Origin of the sequence: Sphingomonas asaccharolytica NBRC 15499 (assembly GCF_001598355.1) — a bacterium.
GTDB lineage: Bacteria > Pseudomonadota > Alphaproteobacteria > Sphingomonadales > Sphingomonadaceae > Sphingomonas > Sphingomonas asaccharolytica.
The window spans coordinates 38,655-56,052 of sequence record NZ_BCYU01000003.1 but is presented as its reverse complement, the minus strand read 5'-3'; the positions used below and the strand labels follow the sequence as shown (position 1 = coordinate 56,052).

The window sequence follows — 17,398 nt, the reverse complement described above, 5'->3', positions numbered from 1 at the left end:
TCAGAACTCCAGTCCGGCTTCACGAGCCGCATCGGCCAGCGCCTTGACGCGGCCATGAAACAGGAAGCCGCCGCGATCGAACACGACCTGCTTGACCCCGGCCTTCACCGCGGCTTCCGCCACGCGCTTGCCGACCCGGGCCGCGGCGTCGATGTTCGCGCCCGACTTGTCGCGCACGTCCTTTTCCAGGCTCGATGCGGCGGCAACGGTCTTGCCGTTCTCGTCGTCGATCACCTGGGCATAGATGTGCTTGCCCGAACGATGCACCGAGAGGCGCGGACGACCGCCGCCACGCGAACGGAGCGCGGTGCGATTGCGCCGGCGGCGCTTCTCGAAAAGCGAAAGACCCTTGGTCATTACTTCTTCTTCCCTTCCTTACGGAAGATGTACTCGCCGTCGTACTTGATGCCCTTGCCCTTGTACGGCTCGGGCTTACGCCAGCGGCGGATCTCGGCGGCCAGCTGGCCGACCTTCTGCTTGTCGGCGCCCGAAATCTCGACCGTCGTGTTGTCCGGGGTAGCGACCGTCAGGCCCTCCGGCACGTCGATATCGACATCGTGGCTATAGCCGAGCTGCAGCTTCAGCCTTTTGCCCTGGGCATTGGCGCGGTAGCCGACGCCGGTGATCAGCAGCTTCTTGGTGAAGCCGTCGGTCACGCCGGTCACCAGGTTCTGCACCAGGGTCCGCTGCATGCCCCAGAACGCGCGAGCGCGCTTGGTCTCGTTGGCCGGCTTGACGCCGATCGAGTCCGCCTGGACGTCGTAGATGACCTCATCGGCCATCGGCATGCTGAGGGTGCCCTTGGGGCCCTTCATGCTGAGCGTGCCGTCGGCGACCGTCGCGGTGACACCGCTCGGAATCGCGACAGCCTTTTTGCCAATGCGGCTCATCAGAACACCTCCGCCAGCACTTCGCCGCCGACATTCTGCTCACGTGCTTCGGCATCCGAGAGCACGCCGCGCGGCGTCGAGACGATGGTGATGCCCAGGCCGTTCATCACGCGCGGCAGTTCCTGCGAACCGCTGTACACGCGGCGGCCCGGCTTCGAGACGCGCGCGACGTGCTTGATGGCCGGCTGGCCCTCGAAATATTTGAGCTCGATACGGATGCCCTTGGCGGGCCCCATCTCTTCCTCGGAATAACCGCGGATATAGCCCTCACGCTGGAGAACATCGAGCACGCGGACGCGCAACTTCGACGCCGGCGAAAGGACCGAGTCCTTGCGCGCGCGCTGGCCGTTGCGGATGCGGGTGAGCATATCACCCAGGGGATCGGTCACTGCCATCTTCGTGTCCTTACCAGCTCGACTTCGTGACGCCGGGGATCAGGCCCTTGTTGGCCAGTTCGCGCAGCTGCACACGGCAGAGTCGGAATTTGCGGTAGTAAGCGCGGGGACGGCCCGTCACTTCGCAACGATTGCGGATGCGGGTCGGATTCCCGTTGCGGGGAATCTCGGCCATCTTCAGCCGCGCGATCAGACGCTCGGTTTCGTCGAGCGACTTGTCGTTCGCCTGCGCCTTCAGCTTCGCATAGCGGTTGGCATATTTCACCACCAGCTTCTTGCGACGCTCATTCTTGTTCACGGAACTCAGTTTCGCCATGACTTAAGTTCTCTTTCCCTTATGCCGCCTGCTTCGCTTCGCCGTCCGCCTCGATGGGGAACGGGAAACCGAAGAGACGGAGGAGCTCGCGAGCCTCATCATCGGACTTCGCGGTGGTGGTTACGATGACGTCCATGCCGCGCACCTTGTCGATGCGGTCATAGTTGATCTCCGGGAACACGAGCTGTTCCCTGAGGCCCATCGCGTAATTGCCGCGACCGTCGAACGACTTCGGATTGAGGCCGCGGAAGTCGCGAACGCGCGGGAGCGCGATCGTGATGAAGCGGTCGAGGAATTCGTACATGCGCTCACGGCGAAGGGTGACCTTCACGCCGATCGGCATGCCCTCACGCAGCTTGAACTGCGCGATCGACTTCTTCGCCTTGGTGATCACCGGCTTCTGGCCCGCAATCAGCTCCATTTCCGAAGCTGCCTGCTCGACTTTCTTCTTGTCCTGGGTCGCCTCACCGACGCCCATGTTCAAGACGATCTTTTCGAGCCGCGGCACTTCGAGCGCATTCTTGTACCCGAACTTCTCGGTCATCGCCTTGACGATCACGTCGTCATAGCGCGCCTGCATGCGAGCCTTGTACTTGTCAGCCATCGATCTTCTTCCCGGTCTTTACCGCGACGCGGACCTTCTTGCCGTCCTTGCCCGTTTCGAAACGGACGCGGGTCGGCTTGCCGTCCACGACATGGGCAACCTTCGACACGTGCATCGGCGCTTCCGAGCGATCGAGACCACCTTGCGGGTTGGTCTGGCTCGGCTTGACGTGACGGACGTGCACATTGACACCCGAAACGACGACCTTGCCGTCCTTCGGCATCGCCTTGACGACTTCACCGGTGCGGCCCTTGTCCTTACCGGACAGGACAATCACCTGGTCGCCCTTCTTGATCTTCGCAGCAGCCATTACAGCACCTCCGGAGCCAGGCTGATCACCTTCATGTGACCACGAGCACGCAGTTCGCGCACGACCGGGCCGAAGATGCGGGTGCCGATCGGCTCCTCGTTCTTGTTGACCAGGACGGCCGCGTTCGAATCGAAGCGGATCACCGAGCCGTCGGGACGGCGGATATCCTTGGCGGTACGCACGATCACCGCGCGGTGAACGTCGCCCTTCTTCACTCGGCCGCGAGGCTGCGCTTCCTTGACGCTGACGACGATGATGTCGCCAACGCCGGCCGTGCGACGCTTCGAGCCGCCCAGCACCTTGATGCACTGCACCCGCTTCGCGCCGCTATTGTCAGCGACGTCGAGATTGGATTGCATCTGGATCATCGATCCGGTTCCTTCTCGTTTGGCCTACCGGGACTGGCCCGGCGGTTCCGATGAAAACTGCTGACGCTTACGCGTCGACGTCGACCCGCTCCGGCGTCGCGTGGGTGTCAACCCGCTCGATCACCTTCCAGGTCTTCAGCTTGGAGATCGGCGCGGTCTCTTCGATCCGCACGGTTTCACCCTGCTTGTACTCGTTGCCCTCGTCATGGGCGTGATACTTCTTCGAGCGGCGGATGATCTTGCCGTAGAGCGCATGCTTGACCTTGCGTTCCACGTTCACGACCACCGTCTTGTCGCCCTTGTCCGAGACGATCTGCCCGGTCAGCACGCGCTTCGGCATGTCCGTTTCCTTACTTTGCCGCAGCGCGCGAACGCGCGGTCTGCAGGGTCTTGATGCGAGCGATGTCACGGCGAACTTCACGCACGCGGCTCGGCTTCTCCAGCTGGCTGGTCGCGGCCTGGAAACGGAGGTTGAACGCCTCGCGCTTCAGGTTGCCCAACTCTTGGTCGAGCGTCTGCTCGTCCATGCCGCTATAATCGATCTTGTTCGCCATCTTACTCGCCTCCGAGGTGCGAGGTGTCGCCAAGGCGCGCCACGACCTTCGTCTTGATCGGCAGCTTCATCGCCGCGCGCTCGAACGCTTCCGCCGCGAGCGGGCCGGGAACGCCGTCCAGCTCGAACAGGATGCGGCCGGGCTTGACGCGTGCCGCCCAGAATTCCGGCGAACCCTTACCCTTACCCATGCGGACTTCGGCCGGCTTCGACGAGACGGGCACGTCCGGGAAGATCCGGATCCACAAGCGCCCCTGGCGCTTGATGTGACGCGTGATCGCGCGGCGAGCCGCCTCGATCTGACGCGCGGTGATCCGCTCCGGCTCCATCGCCTTCAGCCCGTAGGAACCGAAGTTCAGCGTGGCGCCACCCTTGGCGTCGCCGTGAATCCGGCCCTTGAACGCCTTGCGGAACTTGGTGCGTTTTGGTTGCAGCATGTCCTGTTGTCCTTAGCGGCGGTCGTCGCGCGCCGGGCGCACGCCGGAGGTCTGAGCCTCCATCATCAACCGCTCCTGCGCCATCGGGTCATGGCCGAGAATCTCGCCCTTGAAGACCCACACCTTGACGCCGCAGACACCGTAAGCGGTGTGCGCCTGCGCTTCGGCATAATCGAGGTGGGCGCGCAGCGTGTGCAGCGGCACCCGGCCCTCACGATAGCTTTCGGTGCGCGCGATCTCGGCGCCGCCGAGACGGCCGCCGCACTGCACGCGGATGCCGTCGGCACCCAGACGCATCGCCGACTGCACCGCACGCTTCATGGCGCGACGGAACGCGATACGACGCTCGAGCTGGTCGGCAATGCCCTGCGCAACGAGCTTGGCGTCGATCTCGGGCTTGCGGATCTCGACGATGTTCAGCGACACGTCCGAACCCGTCATCGTGCCGAGCTTGCGCCGCAGCTTTTCGATGTCGGTGCCCTTCTTGCCGATGATCACGCCGGGGCGCGCGGCATAGATCGACACGCGGCACAATTTGGCCGGACGCTCGATCACGACCTTCGAGATCGCCGCCTGGGGCAGCGTGTCGACGATGTACTTGCGGATCTTCAGGTCCTCGAGGAGGAGCTTGCCGTAATCCTGACCTTCCGCGAACCAGCGGCTGTCCCAGGTACGGTTGATCTGCAGGCGCAGGCCGATCGGATTGCTCTTGTGACCCATTATGCTTCTTCCTGCTCGCGGACGACGATGCGAAGGCGCGAAAACGGCTTCAGGATGCGGGTGGACTTGCCACGGCCGCGGGTCGCGAAGCGCTTCATCGTGATCGACTTGCCGACCGACGCCTCGGCGACGACGAGCGCGTCGACATCGAGGTTGTGGTTGTTTTCCGCGTTCGCGATCGCCGAGGCGAGCACCTTGCGCGCATCGATCGCCATTCCCTTCTTGGAGAAAGCGAGGATGTTGAGCGCGTCGCCGGCCTTGCGGCCGCGGATCAGACCCGCGACGAGGTTGAGCTTCTGCGCCGACCCACGAATCTGGGTAGCGACGGCCAGCGCTTCCTTGTCGCCGACCTTGCGGGGAGACTTAGGCTTCGACATTTTAACGCTTGCCCTTCTTGTCGGCGGCGTGACCCGGGAAGTACCGGGTCGGCGCGAACTCGCCGAGCTTCATGCCGACCATGTCCTCATTGACCGACACCGGCACGAACTTGCGGCCGTTGTAGACACTGAAGGTCAGGCCGACGAACTGCGGCAGGATGGTCGAGCGACGCGACCAGGTCTTGATCGGGCCACTACGGGCAGTCGATTCCTGAGCGACTTCGGCCTTCTTGAGAAGGCTGAGGTCGACGAACGGACCTTTCCAAACGGAACGAGCCATGAGCGGTTAGCCCTTCTTCTTCGCGTGACGCGACCGGATGATGAACTTGTCGGTCTGCTTGTTGTGACGGGTGCGGGCACCCTTGGTCGGCTTGCCCCACGGGGTGACCGGATGACGGCCGCCCGAGGTCCGGCCTTCACCACCGCCATGCGGGTGGTCGACCGGGTTCTTGGCGACACCGCGCGTCAGCGGGCGGATGCCCTTCCAACGATTGCGGCCGGCCTTGCCGAGGTTGGTGTTCTGGTTGTCCGGGTTGGACACCGCACCGACCGTCGCCATGCAATCCGCCGGAATGTAACGCTGTTCACCCGAGTTGAGGCGAACGATCACCATCCCGCGGTCGCGACCGACGACCTGGACATATGTCCCTGCCGACCGTGCAATCTGACCACCCTTGCCCGGCTTCATCTCCACGTTGTGGACGATGGTGCCGACCGGCATCTGGCCCAGCTCCATGGCGTTGCCCGGCTTCACGTCGGTCTTCTTGCCCGCGACAACCTTGTCGCCAACGGCGAGACGCTGCGGCGCGATGATATAGGCGACGCGATCCTTGCCATCCTCACCCGCACCATAGTTCACCAAAGCGATGAACGCGGTACGGTTGGGATCGTATTCGATCCGCTCGACGGTGCCGTCGACATCCCACAGGCGGCGCTTGAAATCGATGATACGATAACGCTGCTTGTGACCGCCGGCGATGCCGCGCGACGTTACATGGCCCTTGTTGTTGCGACCACCGGTCTTGCGCTTGCCTTCGGTCAGCGCCTTGACGGGCTTGCCCTTGTACAGCGCCGAACGGTCGACGAGGATCAAGCCACGGCGGGCCGGGCTCGTCGGGTTGTAATGCTTGAGTGCCATTACGCCTTGACCCCTTCGGTCACGTCGATCGACTGACCTTCCTTGAGGGTGACAATCGCCTTCTTCATGTCAGAGCGCGTATACGGAGCGCCCTTCCACTTCTTGGTCTTGCCCTTCTGGACGATCGTGTTGACCTTCGACACGCTGACGTTGAACAGCGCCTCGACGGCAGCCTTGATCTCCGGCTTGGTCGCGTCGCCCGCAACCTTGAACACCACCGCGTTCTGCTCGCTGACGAGCGTCGACTTCTCGGTGATGTGCGGGGCGACGATCACGTCATAGTGACGGATGTCGACCGCGCTTTTGGTCGGCTTCTTAGCCATTGAAACGCGCCTCCAGCTTCTCGACCGCAGCGCGCGTCAGCACCAGCGTGTCATGCTTCAGGATGTCGTAGACGTTGGCGCCGGCGGCCGGGAGAACGTTGATCTCCCGAAGGTTGCCGGCGGCGAGCGCGAAGGTGTTCTCGACGGCGTCGCCATCGATCACCAAAGCGGTCTTGCCGAAGCCGATCTTCTCGAGGTTGCCCTTGAGCGCCTTGGTCTTGCCGCCGTCGATGGCGATCGAGTCCATGACGATCAGCGACCCGGCCTTGGCATGGGTCGACAGCGCCATCTTGAGGCCGAGCGCACGGATCTTCTTGTTCAGCGACGGATTGAAGTCGCGAACGCGGGCACCGTGAGCCTTACCACCACCGATAAAGATCGGGGCGCGGCGATCGCCGTGACGAGCGGTACCGCCACCCTTCTGGCGGCCATACTTCTTGCCGGTGCGGGCAACGTCGGCGCGCTCGCGCGTGCCGCGTGCGGTCGCACGGCGCTTTTCGAGCTGCCAGGTGACGACGCGGTGCAGGATGTCGGCGCGCGGATCGAGGCCGAAGACCTCGTCGTTGAGCTCGATGTCCGCGGCCTTCGCCTTGGCGTCGAAGGATTGAACCTTGACCTTCACGTTCAGCCCTCCTGGCCTTCGGTCGCCTCAGGAGCGTCCACCGTCTCGGCGGGCGTCTCTGCGGGAGCGTTGTTGCTGTTGGCGGCCTGCTTCAGCCCGGCCGGGAACGGCGCGTCGGCGTGGCGGGCGACCTTGACGGAGTCCTTGACGAACAGCCAGCCACCCTTCGAGCCGGGCACGGAACCCTTCACGAAGATCAGACCGCGCTCGACGTCGGTGCCGACGATCTCGAGATTCTGCTGGGTGCGATATTTGTCACCCATGTGGCCGGCCATCTTCTTGTTCTTGAAGACCTTGCCCGGATCCTGGCGCTGACCGGTCGAACCGAGCGAACGGTGCGAGACCGAGACGCCGTGGGTGGCACGAAGACCACCGAAGCCCCAGCGCTTCATACCGCCCTGGAAGCCCTTACCCTGGGTCTTGCCCTGGATATCGACGATCTGGCCGGCGACATAATGGTCGGCCGAGATTTCGGCACCGACGTCGAGCAGGCCATCGGCATCGACACGGAATTCCGCGACGATCGCCTTGGGCTCGACTTCCGCCTTGCCGAAATGACCGCGCTGCGGCTTGGCGACGTTCTTCGCCTTGGCCGTGCCGGCCCCGAGCTGAACGGCAGTGTAGCCGTCCTTATCAATTTCGCGACGGGAGATAACCTGCAGCCCTTCGAGCGACAGGACGGTGACCGGCACGTGGCGGCCGTCGTCCTGGAACAGGCGGGTCATCCCCAACTTCTTCGCGATCACGCCAGTGCGCATGATCTGTTCACTCCATAACAGAGGCACCCAAGGGACCATCCCAAGGGTGCTTGTGACCGGTAACGAGCACCGATCGGTCCAGCCCGGAAATGCGAAGCGAGCCCCCGTCCCGGGCTGGTTGTTCGATGGCCTGAGCCAGAGAACGTGACGGGAGACGCTGTCCTGATCAGAAGATCAGCGGTATCTCTATTTGTCAGCGTCCCGCAGGACCGAATTGGTCAACCGCGGGAGCAGCGCCGATAGTCGAAGCAGAGCGCCCCGTCAACCGGCAACCCCCGCTTTCGCGAGGGTTTAGCCAAACTAGCTCAGGCGAGCTTGATTTCGACGTCGACGCCGGCGGCGAGGTCGAGCTTCATCAGCGCGTCGACGGTCTGCGGAGTCGGCTGAACGATATCCAGCATACGCTTGTACGTACGCACCTCGAACTGCTCGCGCGACTTCTTGTCGATGTGCGGGCCGCGGTTCACGGTGAACTTCTCGATGCGCGTCGGCAACGGGATCGGACCACGGATAAGAGCGCCGGTACGTCGGGCGGTGTCGGCGATGTCGCCGGTGGCCTGATCGAGCACACGATGATCGAACGCCTTCAGGCGAATGCGAATATTGCTGTCCATGGTTCCTACCGATGCCAAAGAGCGGGGCGGCTCCCCAAAACGGGGGCAACCTCTTGCTGTTCAAACTAAACTGGAGGCGCGCGGATACAGGCGCTTCCTACAAAAAGCAACCGCCCCGGCGCCCTTTTTTTGGGCGCCGGGGCGGTCGTTTGGGGATCAGCTTACTTGCTGATGCCCGAGACGATGCCCGAACCAACGGTACGGCCACCCTCGCGGATGGTGAAGCGCTGGCCGACGTCCATGGCGATCGGCGCGATCAGCTTCACGCCCAGCGCGACGTTGTCGCCCGGCATGACCATCTCGGTGCCGGCCGGCAGCTCGACGGTGCCGGTGACGTCCGTGGTGCGGAAGTAGAACTGCGGACGATAGTTCGCGAAGAACGGCGTGTGACGGCCGCCTTCGTCCTTCGACAGGACGTACACTTCCGAGTTGAAGTCGGTGTGCGGCGTGATCGAACCCGGCTTGGCCAGAACCTGGCCACGCTCGACTTCTTCACGACCCACGCCGCGGATCAGCGCGCCAATGTTGTCGCCGGCCTGGCCCTGATCGAGCAGCTTGCGGAACATTTCGACGCCGGTGACGGTGGTCTTGCGGACGTCCGGGTGGATGCCGACGATCTCGACTTCCTCACCGACCTTGACGATGCCGGTCTCGACGCGGCCGGTCACGACCGTGCCGCGACCCGAGATCGAGAACACGTCTTCGATCGGCATCATGAACGGCTTGTCGAGCGGACGCTCGGGCTGCGGCAGATATTCGTCGACGGCCTTCATCAGCTCGAGAACGGCTTCCTGGCCGAGCTTCGCGTCCGAACCGCTGAGCGCGGCAGTCGCCGAGCCCTTGATGATCGGAATATCATCGCCCGGGAAGTCGTAAGCCGACAGCAACTCGCGAACCTCGAGCTCGACGAGCTCCAGGATCTCTTCGTCGTCGACCAGATCGACTTTGTTCATGAACACGACCATCGCCGGCACGCCGACCTGACGGGCGAGCAGGATGTGCTCGCGGGTCTGCGGCATCGGGCCGTCGGTCGCCGACACGACCAGGATCGCGCCGTCCATCTGCGCGGCGCCGGTGATCATGTTCTTCACATAGTCGGCGTGGCCCGGGCAATCGACGTGCGCATAGTGGCGGTTGGCGGTCTCATACTCGACGTGCGCGGTCGAGATGGTGATGCCGCGCTCACGCTCTTCCGGCGCCTTGTCGATGTTGGCGAAATCGACTGCGGTGCCGCCCGTGGTCTCGGCCAGGACCTTCGTGATCGCCGCGGTCAGCGACGTCTTGCCATGGTCGACGTGACCGATGGTGCCGATGTTCATGTGCGGCTTGTTCCGCTCAAACTTTGCCTTCGCCATTTTTCCCTACCTTCTGGAAAATCGTTTCGTGGGCCCGCTATCGGGACTCGCGCGAAGGCGGCCCAATAGCGGGTGTTTTTCAGTAACGCCAGCCCTGCGCGCTCAAGCGCCTCAGGCCAGCTTCGCCTTCACTTCATCAGCCACGTTCTGCGGCACTTCGTCATAGTGCGAGAACTGCATCGAGTAGCTCGCGCGGCCCTGGGTGAACGAGCGGAGCTGGTTCACATAGCCGAACATGTTGGCGAGCGGGACCATTGCCTCGACGGTCTGCGCGTTGCCGCGCGCGTCGGTGCCCTGGATCTGGCCACGGCGGCTGTTCATGTCGCCGATGACGTCGCCCAGATAATCTTCCGGGGTAACGACCTCGACCTTCATGATCGGCTCGAGCAGCTTGATGCCGGCCTTCTGGGCCGCTTCACGCATCGCGCCACGCGCGCAGATTTCGAACGCCAGCGCCGACGAGTCGACGTCGTGATAGGCGCCGTCGGTCAGGTGGACTTCGAAATCGATGATCGGGAAGCCGATCAATGAGCCCGTTTCCGCGGTCTCGCGCATGCCCTTTTCGACCGAGGGGATATATTCCTTGGGAATATTACCGCCCTTGATCTCGTCGAAGAACTGGAAGCCCGAACCACGCTCTCCGGGGACAACCGTCACCTTGACGCGGCCGAACTGGCCCGAGCCGCCCGACTGCTTCTTGTGCGTGTAGTCGATGTCGACCTTCTTCCCCAGATACTCGCGATACGCGACCTGCGGGGCGCCGACATTGGCCTCGACCTTGAATTCGCGCTTCATGCGGTCGACCAGGATCTCGAGATGGAGTTCGCCCATCCCCTTGATGATGGTCTGGCCCGATTCGTGATCGGTCGACACGCGGAACGACGGGTCCTCGCGAGCGAGACGATTGAGCGCGACGCCCATCTTCTCCTGGTCGGCCTTGGTCTTGGGCTCCACCGACAGCTCGATGACGGGGTCCGGGAACTCCATCCGCTCGAGAATGATCGGCTTGTCGCCCGCGCACAGGGTGTCGCCCGTCGTGGTGTCCTTGAGACCGGCCAGCGCGACGATGTCACCGGCAAAGGCCTCGGTGATGTCCTCACGGCTGTTCGCATGCATCAACAGCATGCGGCCGACCTTTTCCTTCTTGTCCTTGACCGAGTTGACCACCTGCGACGCGGCTTCGAGCTTGCCCGAATAGATGCGCGCGAAGGTCAGCGTGCCGACGAACGGGTCGTTCATGATCTTGAACGCCAGTGCCGAGAACGGCGCCTCGTCCGACGACGGACGCTCGTCCGGGGTCTCGCCGTCGAGCTTGACGCCCTTGATGGCGGGAACGTCGAGCGGGCTCGGCAGATAGTCGACCACGGCGTCGAGCAAGGGCTGGACGCCCTTGTTCTTGAACGCCGAGCCGCACAGCACAGGCACGAACGAGAAGTTCAGCGTGCCCTTGCGGATCAGCTTCTTGATCGTCGCCGGATCGGGCTCTTCGCCTTCGAAGAACTTCTCCATGACAGCGTCGTCCTGCTCGACAACGGCCTCGATCAGCTCGGCGCGCGCGGCAGCGGCGGCATCCTTCAGGTCATCCGGGATGTCCCGATATTCGAACTTCGCGCCCAGCGATTCCTCGAGCCAGATGATCGCGCGGTTCTGGACCAGGTCGACCAGGCCCTTGAACCCGCCTTCGATACCGATCGGGAGATAGAGGACGAGCGGACGCGCGCCGAGACGATCCTTGATCATCTCCACGCAACGCTCGAAATTCGCGCCGGTGCGGTCGAGCTTGTTGACGAAGCACATCCGCGGAACCTTGTACTTCTCCGCCTGACGCCACACCGTCTCAGACTGCGGCTCGACGCCGGCAACGCCATCGAAGCACGCGACCGCACCGTCGAGCACGCGCAGCGAACGCTCGACTTCGATGGTGAAGTCGACGTGGCCCGGGGTGTCGATGATGTTGATGCGATGCTCTTCGCCGTTACCCTCATCCGCGCGCCAGAAGCACGTGGTCGCGGCCGACGTGATCGTGATCCCGCGCTCCTGCTCCTGCTCCATCCAGTCCATCGTCGCGGTGCCTTCGTGCACTTCGCCGATCTTGTAGGACTTGCCGGTGTAATAGAGGATGCGCTCGGTCGTCGTCGTCTTGCCGGCGTCGATGTGCGCCATGATGCCGATGTTGCGATAGCGGTCGAGCGGATGGCTGCGGGCCATGATCGTAGCTTCCTTGGAAAATGTGGGGAGCCGGCCGATCCGGCTGCCCGCTATGTAGGTAATTAAATTACCAATGCCAGATCACCGGTCCCGCCGCAGCGGAACCGGCCGATCCAGTCTATTACCAGCGATAATGGCTGAAAGCGCGGTTGGCTTCGGCCATGCGATGGGTGTCTTCGCGCTTCTTGACCGCGTTGCCGCGGTTGTTCGACGCGTCGAGCAGCTCGCCCGACAGGCGAGCCGACATGGTGTTCTCCGAGCGCGAACGCGCGGCGGTGATCAGCCAGCGGATCGCGAGCGCCTGAGCACGCTCCGGACGCACGTCGACCGGAACCTGGTAGGTCGCACCGCCGACGCGGCGGCTGCGGACCTCGATGCCCGGCTTGATGTTGTTGAGCGCTTCGTGGAACACCGCGAGCGGGTCCTTCTTGGCGCGCGTTTCGACGGTGTCGAGCGCGGTATAGACGATGCCTTCGGCGACCGACTTCTTACCGTCCAGCATGACGCTGTTCATGAATTTCGACAGAACCTCATCCCCAAACTTGGGATCAGGCAGGATTTCCCGCTTTTCGGGACGACGACGACGAGCCATCTTGAACTTTCCTTTACAAACTTCAGCCGATCCGGAACCCGTCCGGGGCTTACTCTGGCTGTGTGATTACTTCGGACGCTTCGCGCCGTACTTCGAACGGCTCTGCTTGCGATCCTTGACGCCCTGCGTGTCGAGCACGCCGCGGAGCACGTGGTAGCGCACACCCGGAAGGTCGCGCACACGGCCGCCACGAATCAGGACCACCGAGTGCTCCTGAAGGTTGTGGCCTTCACCGGGGATGTAGCTGATGACTTCGCGCTGGTTGGTCAGGCGAACCTTGGCCACCTTGCGCAGAGCCGAGTTCGGCTTCTTCGGAGTCGTCGTATAGACGCGGGTACAGACGCCGCGCTTCTGCGGGTTCTGTTCCATCGCAGGGACCTTCGATTTGGCCTTCTGCGGATCACGGCCCTTGCGGACCAACTGGTTAATCGTCGGCATGAAGCCCTTCACCTTGTATGTTACCAGAGAATCTGGCGGTTACTTTGCCGGGAGCCATTGTTAGCGAATACGAAAAAGGACCGAGGGAGCGCCTTTCGGCTTCCCGGGTCCGTGTCTTCCGGCAACGTTCAGCTCTTACCCGCGCGGCAAAACTGCCGAGTGAGCGGGCGCGCCTATAGACGGGGAGTCGGAAACGGTCAACGGGGCGCTGGCATCGCCGATCCTTTTACGCGCCGCTAACCTGGCCGGGCTAGATCGGGACGATGTCCGCGTTCGATCGATCCTGGCGCCCTACCCTGTTCGCGCTCGCCGTCGCAACGGGTCTATATGTTTATCTCTGGGGCTGGTTCGGTAAGGATCTGCCGAATTATCTCGTGCCTTGGTTCGAGCATATTCGCGCCACCGGTCCGATCGCCGCGTTCGCGCATCCGTTCGGTAATTACACGCCGCCTTATCTCTATCTGCTCGCCACGGCGACGCTCGCCGCGCCGCTCGCCGATCCGATCTCGCTGATCAAACTGCTGTCGATCGCCGGCACCTTTGCACTGGTCGCGGCGGTTTGGCGGCTGCTTGCAGCACTCGATGTCATGCATCCTGGCCGCAAGGCGATGATCGTGTTTGCGTTGCCTACCGTGGTCCTCAATGCTGGCCTGCTCGGGCAATGCGACGCGATCTGGGCCGCGGCGAGCGTGATGGCGCTGGCGGCAGCAGTGAAACGACACCACGCGATGATGCTGGCATGGTGCGGACTGGCGCTTGCAATCAAGCTGCAGCCGGCCTTCTCTGCGCCAATCATCCTGGCCTTGCTGATCGGGCGGCGCGTGCCCTTTCGGCTATGGCCGATCGCGCCGGCGGCGTTCGTAACCGCGATGCTGCCAGCGTGGCTGCTCGGCTGGCCTGCCGCCGACCTCGCCACGATCTACTTGCACCAAGCCGACTGGTCTCCGCTCCTGTCGCTCAACGCACCCAATATCTGGGTGATCGCGCAGGCGCTGCCGCTGGTCGGCGACTTGCCGCTGAGCGGGCTGGCCATTGCCGCCGCGACCGGTGCGTCGGCCTGGCTGATCGCGCGCTTTTCCTGGCGGGCTCCGGAACGCGAACAATTGCTCGCCGCCGCCTTGCTGGTCACCCTCATCACGGTCGGGTTGCTGCCACGCATGCATGAGCGCTATTTCTTCCTTGCCGACATACTCGCCCTCGTCCTCGCGTTCGTGCGCAACGACCGCCATAGTTGGCGGATCGCCGGCCTCGTGCAGCTCGCATCGCTGGCCGGTCTGCTCGCCTATCTATCCGGCGTGACCGCGCTGGCAGTACTCGGCGCGCTGCCGATGATCGCCGCGACATTACTCCTCGGCCGTCAGTTCCTCGTCTCGCCCGCCAATGATAACGGCCTGCCGCTCAACCCGTTTCGTGCCTATCCCGCCTGATGCCGAGTTCGCTAGGTTGGCGCGCGAGACTCGGGATTCGCACAAAGGGGTATGGGATGTTCAACAAGCGTGACGACGCGCCGGCGTCGACCTATCAGCCCGCGGCCGCTGCGGCGCGCCGGACCAACGGCAGCTCCGGCGCCGGCTTTTCGGTAATCGGTTCCGACGTCGTCGTGACCGGGAACGTTCGGGCCTCGGCCGATCTCCACATCGAAGGGCGCGTCGAGGGTGATCTCGATTGCGGCAGCCTGGTTGTCGGAACCGAAGCGCTCATCCAGGGCCAGGTCCGCGCCGAAAATGCGCGCATCGCCGGCCGGATCGAGGGCGCGGTGTCGATCCGCCAGCTGACGGTCGAAGCGGGTGCGCGGATCACGGGCGATGTCGAATATGAGACGATCTCGCTGGAAACCGGCGCACATGTCGACGGTCGCCTGAAGCATTTCTCCGCCCAGGCTGCCGCGGCGGCCGTAACGGTCACGCCGGTGCTGGGCGCCTCGCGCGAATTCAAGATGATCGACGAGCCGAGCGAAGAGGAAGCAGCCTGACTCCCTGCGGCGATCAGATCGTCATGTTGTCGATCGCCGCGTCATAAGCGGTTTGGGCACCCGCGATATCGATCGCGAAGCCGATCCACATCGCCATCAGCACGATCACCGACACCCAGAAAGCGGGTGCGCGGACCGATATCTTGTGCAGAACGACATGCCCGATGCTGTGGATCACGCGTAGCACGACATAGACCCAGGCGAGCGCGACCTGCGCATGGCCGGCCTGGTGGGTGATCAGCAGCAGCGGGATGAGGGCGAAGAACAACACCGGCGCTTCGAACAGATTGCGGAGATTGTTGGCAGGCATCTCGACCGGCTGGAAATAGCGCATCGCTGATTCGCCCGTTACGAGGTCGTCGGGGCGCGGCGGGTTCCTCTTCATATGACCGGTCCGTGCGACCGCCACCCACACCATCACCGCGAAGCTGAGCGCCGCGAGCGCGATCGCCGGCCACAAGATCGCGAAAGTCTGCATCCTCTTTGCTCCCCTTATTTGTTAAAGATCAGGCTGCCTCAAGGCATGGAGGAATGGAATGGCGAAGTGGACATTGCCGATGGAGGGAGGATGTCGCTGCGGCGAAGTTCGCTTCCGGATCAACGCGCCGCCGATGTTCACGGCGATCTGCCATTGCACCGGATGCCAGAAGATGACCGGCGGCGCCTATTCGACCAGCGTGGCAGTGCCGCGCGGGGGCTTTGAGCTGACCGAGGGTGAAACGGTGATCGGCGGGTTGCATGGCGAACGGCTGCACCATCAGCATTGCGATCGCTGCAAGAGCTGGGTCTATACCGATTTCGAGCCGGACATGGGCTTCGTCAACGTGCGCGCGACGATGCTGGACGACCCAAGCTGGGTTACGCCGTTCGTGCAGAACTACACCAGCGAGGCCTTGCCCTGGGCGCTGGTCGATGCGCCGCATTCGTACGCGCAATTCCCGTCGATGGAAGAGTATCAGCCATTGCTCGCCGAGTTCGCCAAGCCTTAGCTCGCCAACATCTCGGGATAGCCACTCGGCGCGGGCGGCAGGATCGCTCGCGCGGCGATAGCGCTTGCGATCACCAGCGCCAACGTGACGCTGCTTGCGACCAGCATGCGCCTTGCCGGGCGCGCGTCCGCGACCAGGAGGATCGCACCCAACCCCGCGGCGATCATCGGCCAAAGATGGTACCGCACGTCCGCGGCGATGCTGATCGCGACGAAGCTCGCCTCCAGCGCGAGCGACGATATCAGCAGCGCCAAGGCAAGGTCGCGCAATGGTGAGGCAGCGCGGCATAAGGCTTCGATCAACGCCGCCAGCGCGAGCGCCACCCAGACGATCGGCCAGCCGAGGGGTGTATCGGCCAGCACCGCGGTCTTGACGATCCACCATGACGCCACTGGCCCGGGATCGCCCAGTCCCTGCGTATTGGGCTGGGATCGCGACGGCGGCCAGCCGTCCATCAGCCCGCGGCCGATGAGCCAACGTTGCGTCATGTTGAAATGCGCCAACCGATGCTCGGCATAGGCAACCGGATGGCGGATCGCGGCATAAGCAAGTTGCAGGTACATCGCGCCGACCGGCCGCGATGCCAAGCACTCGATTGCGTCCCCACACGGGCCATCGCCCAGCGTATCCCAGAAATAGGTCTTCACACAGCGGCCGCGCCGCAGCGCCGCGATCCCCTCGGGATCGATCCCGGTCGCATCGGCATCGCCGGTCCGCACCGCGATCGCGGCGAGATCGAACAGCGGTTCGGTCGTCCGCACGCCACTCGGGGCCGCGTCGAACAGGTCCGCATCGATCAGCGGGGTCAGCACCAACACCGCGGCCATCCCGGCCAATGCCAGCATCAACCGCGTCGGCCAGCCTCGACGCGGCAGCAGCATCACCGCCAGCGGCACGGTCGCGAATAGCGCGTTGGCACGGACCAATGTCGCATAGCCCAACAGGAGGATCGCGAGCGCTGCAGCGACCAGCGGCACGCGCTCACCGCGAAGGCGCCACCATCCGACGATGCCGACCGTCGCCAGCATCGCGGCAACCATCTGGACGTCCTTGAGCACGGCCCATTGCCATACCGCGAACCCAGGGAGCGCCCCGATCGCGAGAACCAGCGCCGCCGCACGCGAGCGGCCGGTGCGTGCCAATCCGCCAGCGAGCAGCCCCAGCCCCAGCCAATAGAGCGCAATCTGCAGGACCAGCATCGGGCCGGCGCCTCCACCCATGACGTGGAGCAGCGACCAGAGCCGCGCCATGACCGGTGGGTGCCAGTCGTCATACCGGCCGCTCAGGACCTGCCGGAACTGTTCGACGCTGTCATATTGGGCGAGCCCCGGCCAACCCGCCGCGACCATCGTCGCGGCGAGCAGTAACGCTGCCCAAAGGGGCCAGAATCGACCCGATTTCCCCATCTTGGGCAAATCA

27 protein-coding genes are annotated in these 17,398 nt (G+C 63.7%); 3 read left to right on the top strand and 24 right to left on the bottom strand.

Translation table 11 applies throughout. The features are described from left to right. From rplR to rpsL, 22 genes are all read right to left on the bottom strand, one after another. Nucleotides 1-357 (bottom strand): 50S ribosomal protein L18, encoded by a 357-nt coding sequence (rplR, locus tag SAS01S_RS01435; RefSeq protein ID WP_066803657.1) that lies wholly within the window; start codon nt 355-357, stop codon nt 1-3. Beyond that, nucleotides 357-890: a 50S ribosomal protein L6 gene (rplF, locus tag SAS01S_RS01430; protein WP_066803654.1), complete on the bottom strand. Its 534-nt coding sequence runs from the start codon at nt 888-890 to the stop codon at nt 357-359. The genes rplR and rplF overlap by 1 nt, the downstream gene beginning before the upstream one ends. Beyond that, on the bottom strand, nt 890-1,285 hold the full coding sequence (rpsH, locus tag SAS01S_RS01425) for a 30S ribosomal protein S8 (protein WP_066583973.1): 396 nt from the start codon (nt 1,283-1,285) through the stop codon (nt 890-892). The genes rplF and rpsH overlap by 1 nt, the downstream gene beginning before the upstream one ends. 10 nt (nt 1,286-1,295) lie before the next feature. Then, nucleotides 1,296-1,601: a 30S ribosomal protein S14 gene (gene rpsN / locus SAS01S_RS01420; protein ID WP_066803651.1), complete on the bottom strand. Its 306-nt coding sequence runs from the start codon at nt 1,599-1,601 to the stop codon at nt 1,296-1,298. Between the two features lie 19 nt (nt 1,602-1,620). Next, nucleotides 1,621-2,205: a 50S ribosomal protein L5 gene (gene rplE / locus SAS01S_RS01415; RefSeq protein WP_066803647.1), complete on the bottom strand. Its 585-nt coding sequence runs from the start codon at nt 2,203-2,205 to the stop codon at nt 1,621-1,623. Beyond that, the gene (gene rplX / locus SAS01S_RS01410; RefSeq protein ID WP_066803644.1) at nt 2,198-2,515 is read right to left on the bottom strand and encodes a 50S ribosomal protein L24; all 318 of its coding nucleotides are present in this window, start codon (nt 2,513-2,515) and stop codon (nt 2,198-2,200) included. Before rplX ends, rplE begins: the two co-directional genes overlap by 8 nt. Further along, nucleotides 2,515-2,883: a 50S ribosomal protein L14 gene (gene rplN, locus SAS01S_RS01405; RefSeq protein ID WP_066583980.1), complete on the bottom strand. Its 369-nt coding sequence runs from the start codon at nt 2,881-2,883 to the stop codon at nt 2,515-2,517. The genes rplX and rplN overlap by 1 nt, the downstream gene beginning before the upstream one ends. Before the next feature lie 67 nt (nt 2,884-2,950). Next, the gene (gene rpsQ / locus SAS01S_RS01400) at nt 2,951-3,223 is read right to left on the bottom strand and encodes a 30S ribosomal protein S17 (protein ID WP_066583982.1); all 273 of its coding nucleotides are present in this window, start codon (nt 3,221-3,223) and stop codon (nt 2,951-2,953) included. A 10-nt stretch (nt 3,224-3,233) separates the two neighbouring features. Then, complete coding sequence (gene rpmC / locus SAS01S_RS01395) at nt 3,234-3,437, bottom strand: 50S ribosomal protein L29 (RefSeq protein WP_066583985.1); 204 nt, start codon at nt 3,435-3,437, stop codon at nt 3,234-3,236. 1 nt (nt 3,438) lies between these two features. Continuing rightward, nucleotides 3,439-3,873 carry a 50S ribosomal protein L16 gene (gene rplP / locus SAS01S_RS01390; RefSeq protein ID WP_066803641.1) on the bottom strand — a complete coding sequence of 145 codons (435 nt, stop codon included), beginning with the start codon at nt 3,871-3,873 and terminating at the stop codon, nt 3,439-3,441. Nucleotides 3,874-3,885: 12 nt separating this feature from the next. After that, complete coding sequence (gene rpsC / locus SAS01S_RS01385) at nt 3,886-4,593, bottom strand: 30S ribosomal protein S3 (RefSeq protein WP_066803638.1); 708 nt, start codon at nt 4,591-4,593, stop codon at nt 3,886-3,888. Continuing rightward, a complete protein-coding gene (rplV, locus tag SAS01S_RS01380; protein ID WP_066803635.1) occupies nt 4,593-4,970 on the bottom strand; it encodes a 50S ribosomal protein L22 in 378 nt (125 codons plus the stop codon). Before rplV ends, rpsC begins: the two co-directional genes overlap by 1 nt. A 1-nt stretch (nt 4,971) precedes the next feature. Then, nucleotides 4,972-5,250 (bottom strand): 30S ribosomal protein S19, encoded by a 279-nt coding sequence (gene rpsS, locus SAS01S_RS01375; protein WP_066803633.1) that lies wholly within the window; start codon nt 5,248-5,250, stop codon nt 4,972-4,974. Between the two features lie 6 nt (nt 5,251-5,256). Beyond that, nucleotides 5,257-6,108 carry a 50S ribosomal protein L2 gene (rplB, locus tag SAS01S_RS01370; protein WP_066583996.1) on the bottom strand — a complete coding sequence of 284 codons (852 nt, stop codon included), beginning with the start codon at nt 6,106-6,108 and terminating at the stop codon, nt 5,257-5,259. After that, nucleotides 6,108-6,431, bottom strand: coding sequence for a 50S ribosomal protein L23 (locus tag SAS01S_RS01365; RefSeq protein ID WP_066803631.1), 324 nt, complete (start codon nt 6,429-6,431; stop codon nt 6,108-6,110). The genes rplB and SAS01S_RS01365 overlap by 1 nt, the downstream gene beginning before the upstream one ends. Continuing rightward, nucleotides 6,424-7,053 carry a 50S ribosomal protein L4 gene (gene rplD, locus SAS01S_RS01360; protein ID WP_066803629.1) on the bottom strand — a complete coding sequence of 210 codons (630 nt, stop codon included), beginning with the start codon at nt 7,051-7,053 and terminating at the stop codon, nt 6,424-6,426. The genes SAS01S_RS01365 and rplD overlap by 8 nt, the downstream gene beginning before the upstream one ends. A 2-nt stretch (nt 7,054-7,055) precedes the next feature. Continuing rightward, on the bottom strand, nt 7,056-7,811 hold the full coding sequence (gene rplC, locus SAS01S_RS01355) for a 50S ribosomal protein L3 (protein ID WP_066803626.1): 756 nt from the start codon (nt 7,809-7,811) through the stop codon (nt 7,056-7,058). Nucleotides 7,812-8,116: 305 nt separating this feature from the next. Continuing rightward, entirely contained in the window at nt 8,117-8,425 is a 309-nt protein-coding gene (gene rpsJ / locus SAS01S_RS01350; protein WP_007406109.1) for a 30S ribosomal protein S10, read from the bottom strand. Nucleotides 8,426-8,586: 161 nt separating this feature from the next. After that, the gene (gene tuf, locus SAS01S_RS01345) at nt 8,587-9,780 is read right to left on the bottom strand and encodes an elongation factor Tu (RefSeq protein WP_066803623.1); all 1,194 of its coding nucleotides are present in this window, start codon (nt 9,778-9,780) and stop codon (nt 8,587-8,589) included. A 111-nt stretch (nt 9,781-9,891) separates the two neighbouring features. After that, entirely contained in the window at nt 9,892-11,988 is a 2,097-nt protein-coding gene (fusA, locus tag SAS01S_RS01340; RefSeq protein WP_066803620.1) for an elongation factor G, read from the bottom strand. A 121-nt stretch (nt 11,989-12,109) separates the two neighbouring features. Continuing rightward, complete coding sequence (gene rpsG / locus SAS01S_RS01335) at nt 12,110-12,580, bottom strand: 30S ribosomal protein S7 (protein WP_066803617.1); 471 nt, start codon at nt 12,578-12,580, stop codon at nt 12,110-12,112. 66 nt (nt 12,581-12,646) lie between these two features. Then, nucleotides 12,647-13,018 (bottom strand): 30S ribosomal protein S12, encoded by a 372-nt coding sequence (gene rpsL / locus SAS01S_RS01330; protein ID WP_022691828.1) that lies wholly within the window; start codon nt 13,016-13,018, stop codon nt 12,647-12,649. 263 nt (nt 13,019-13,281) lie between these two features. On the opposite strand from rpsL, the gene SAS01S_RS01325 reads away from it, so the two are divergent. Together SAS01S_RS01325 and SAS01S_RS01320 are read left to right on the top strand one after the other, a co-directional pair. Further along, nucleotides 13,282-14,445, top strand: a complete 1,164-nt coding sequence (locus SAS01S_RS01325; protein ID WP_066803614.1) for a putative hexosyltransferase — start codon at nt 13,282-13,284, stop codon at nt 14,443-14,445. A 56-nt stretch (nt 14,446-14,501) separates the two neighbouring features. Then, nucleotides 14,502-14,990, top strand: a complete 489-nt coding sequence (locus SAS01S_RS01320) for a bactofilin family protein (RefSeq protein ID WP_084238383.1) — start codon at nt 14,502-14,504, stop codon at nt 14,988-14,990. Between the two features lie 13 nt (nt 14,991-15,003). Here the strand turns inward: SAS01S_RS01320 and SAS01S_RS01315 are convergent, their stop codons facing one another. Beyond that, complete coding sequence (locus SAS01S_RS01315) at nt 15,004-15,468, bottom strand: MAPEG family protein (protein WP_066803612.1); 465 nt, start codon at nt 15,466-15,468, stop codon at nt 15,004-15,006. 58 nt (nt 15,469-15,526) lie between these two features. On the opposite strand from SAS01S_RS01315, the gene SAS01S_RS01310 reads away from it, so the two are divergent. Then, complete coding sequence (locus SAS01S_RS01310; protein ID WP_066803610.1) at nt 15,527-15,979, top strand: GFA family protein; 453 nt, start codon at nt 15,527-15,529, stop codon at nt 15,977-15,979. Here the strand turns inward: SAS01S_RS01310 and SAS01S_RS01305 are convergent. Next, nucleotides 15,976-17,385: a hypothetical protein gene (locus tag SAS01S_RS01305; protein ID WP_066803608.1), complete on the bottom strand. Its 1,410-nt coding sequence runs from the start codon at nt 17,383-17,385 to the stop codon at nt 15,976-15,978. The two genes, SAS01S_RS01310 and SAS01S_RS01305, sit on opposite strands and share 4 nt — an antisense overlap. Nucleotides 17,386-17,398 lie beyond the last annotated feature (13 nt).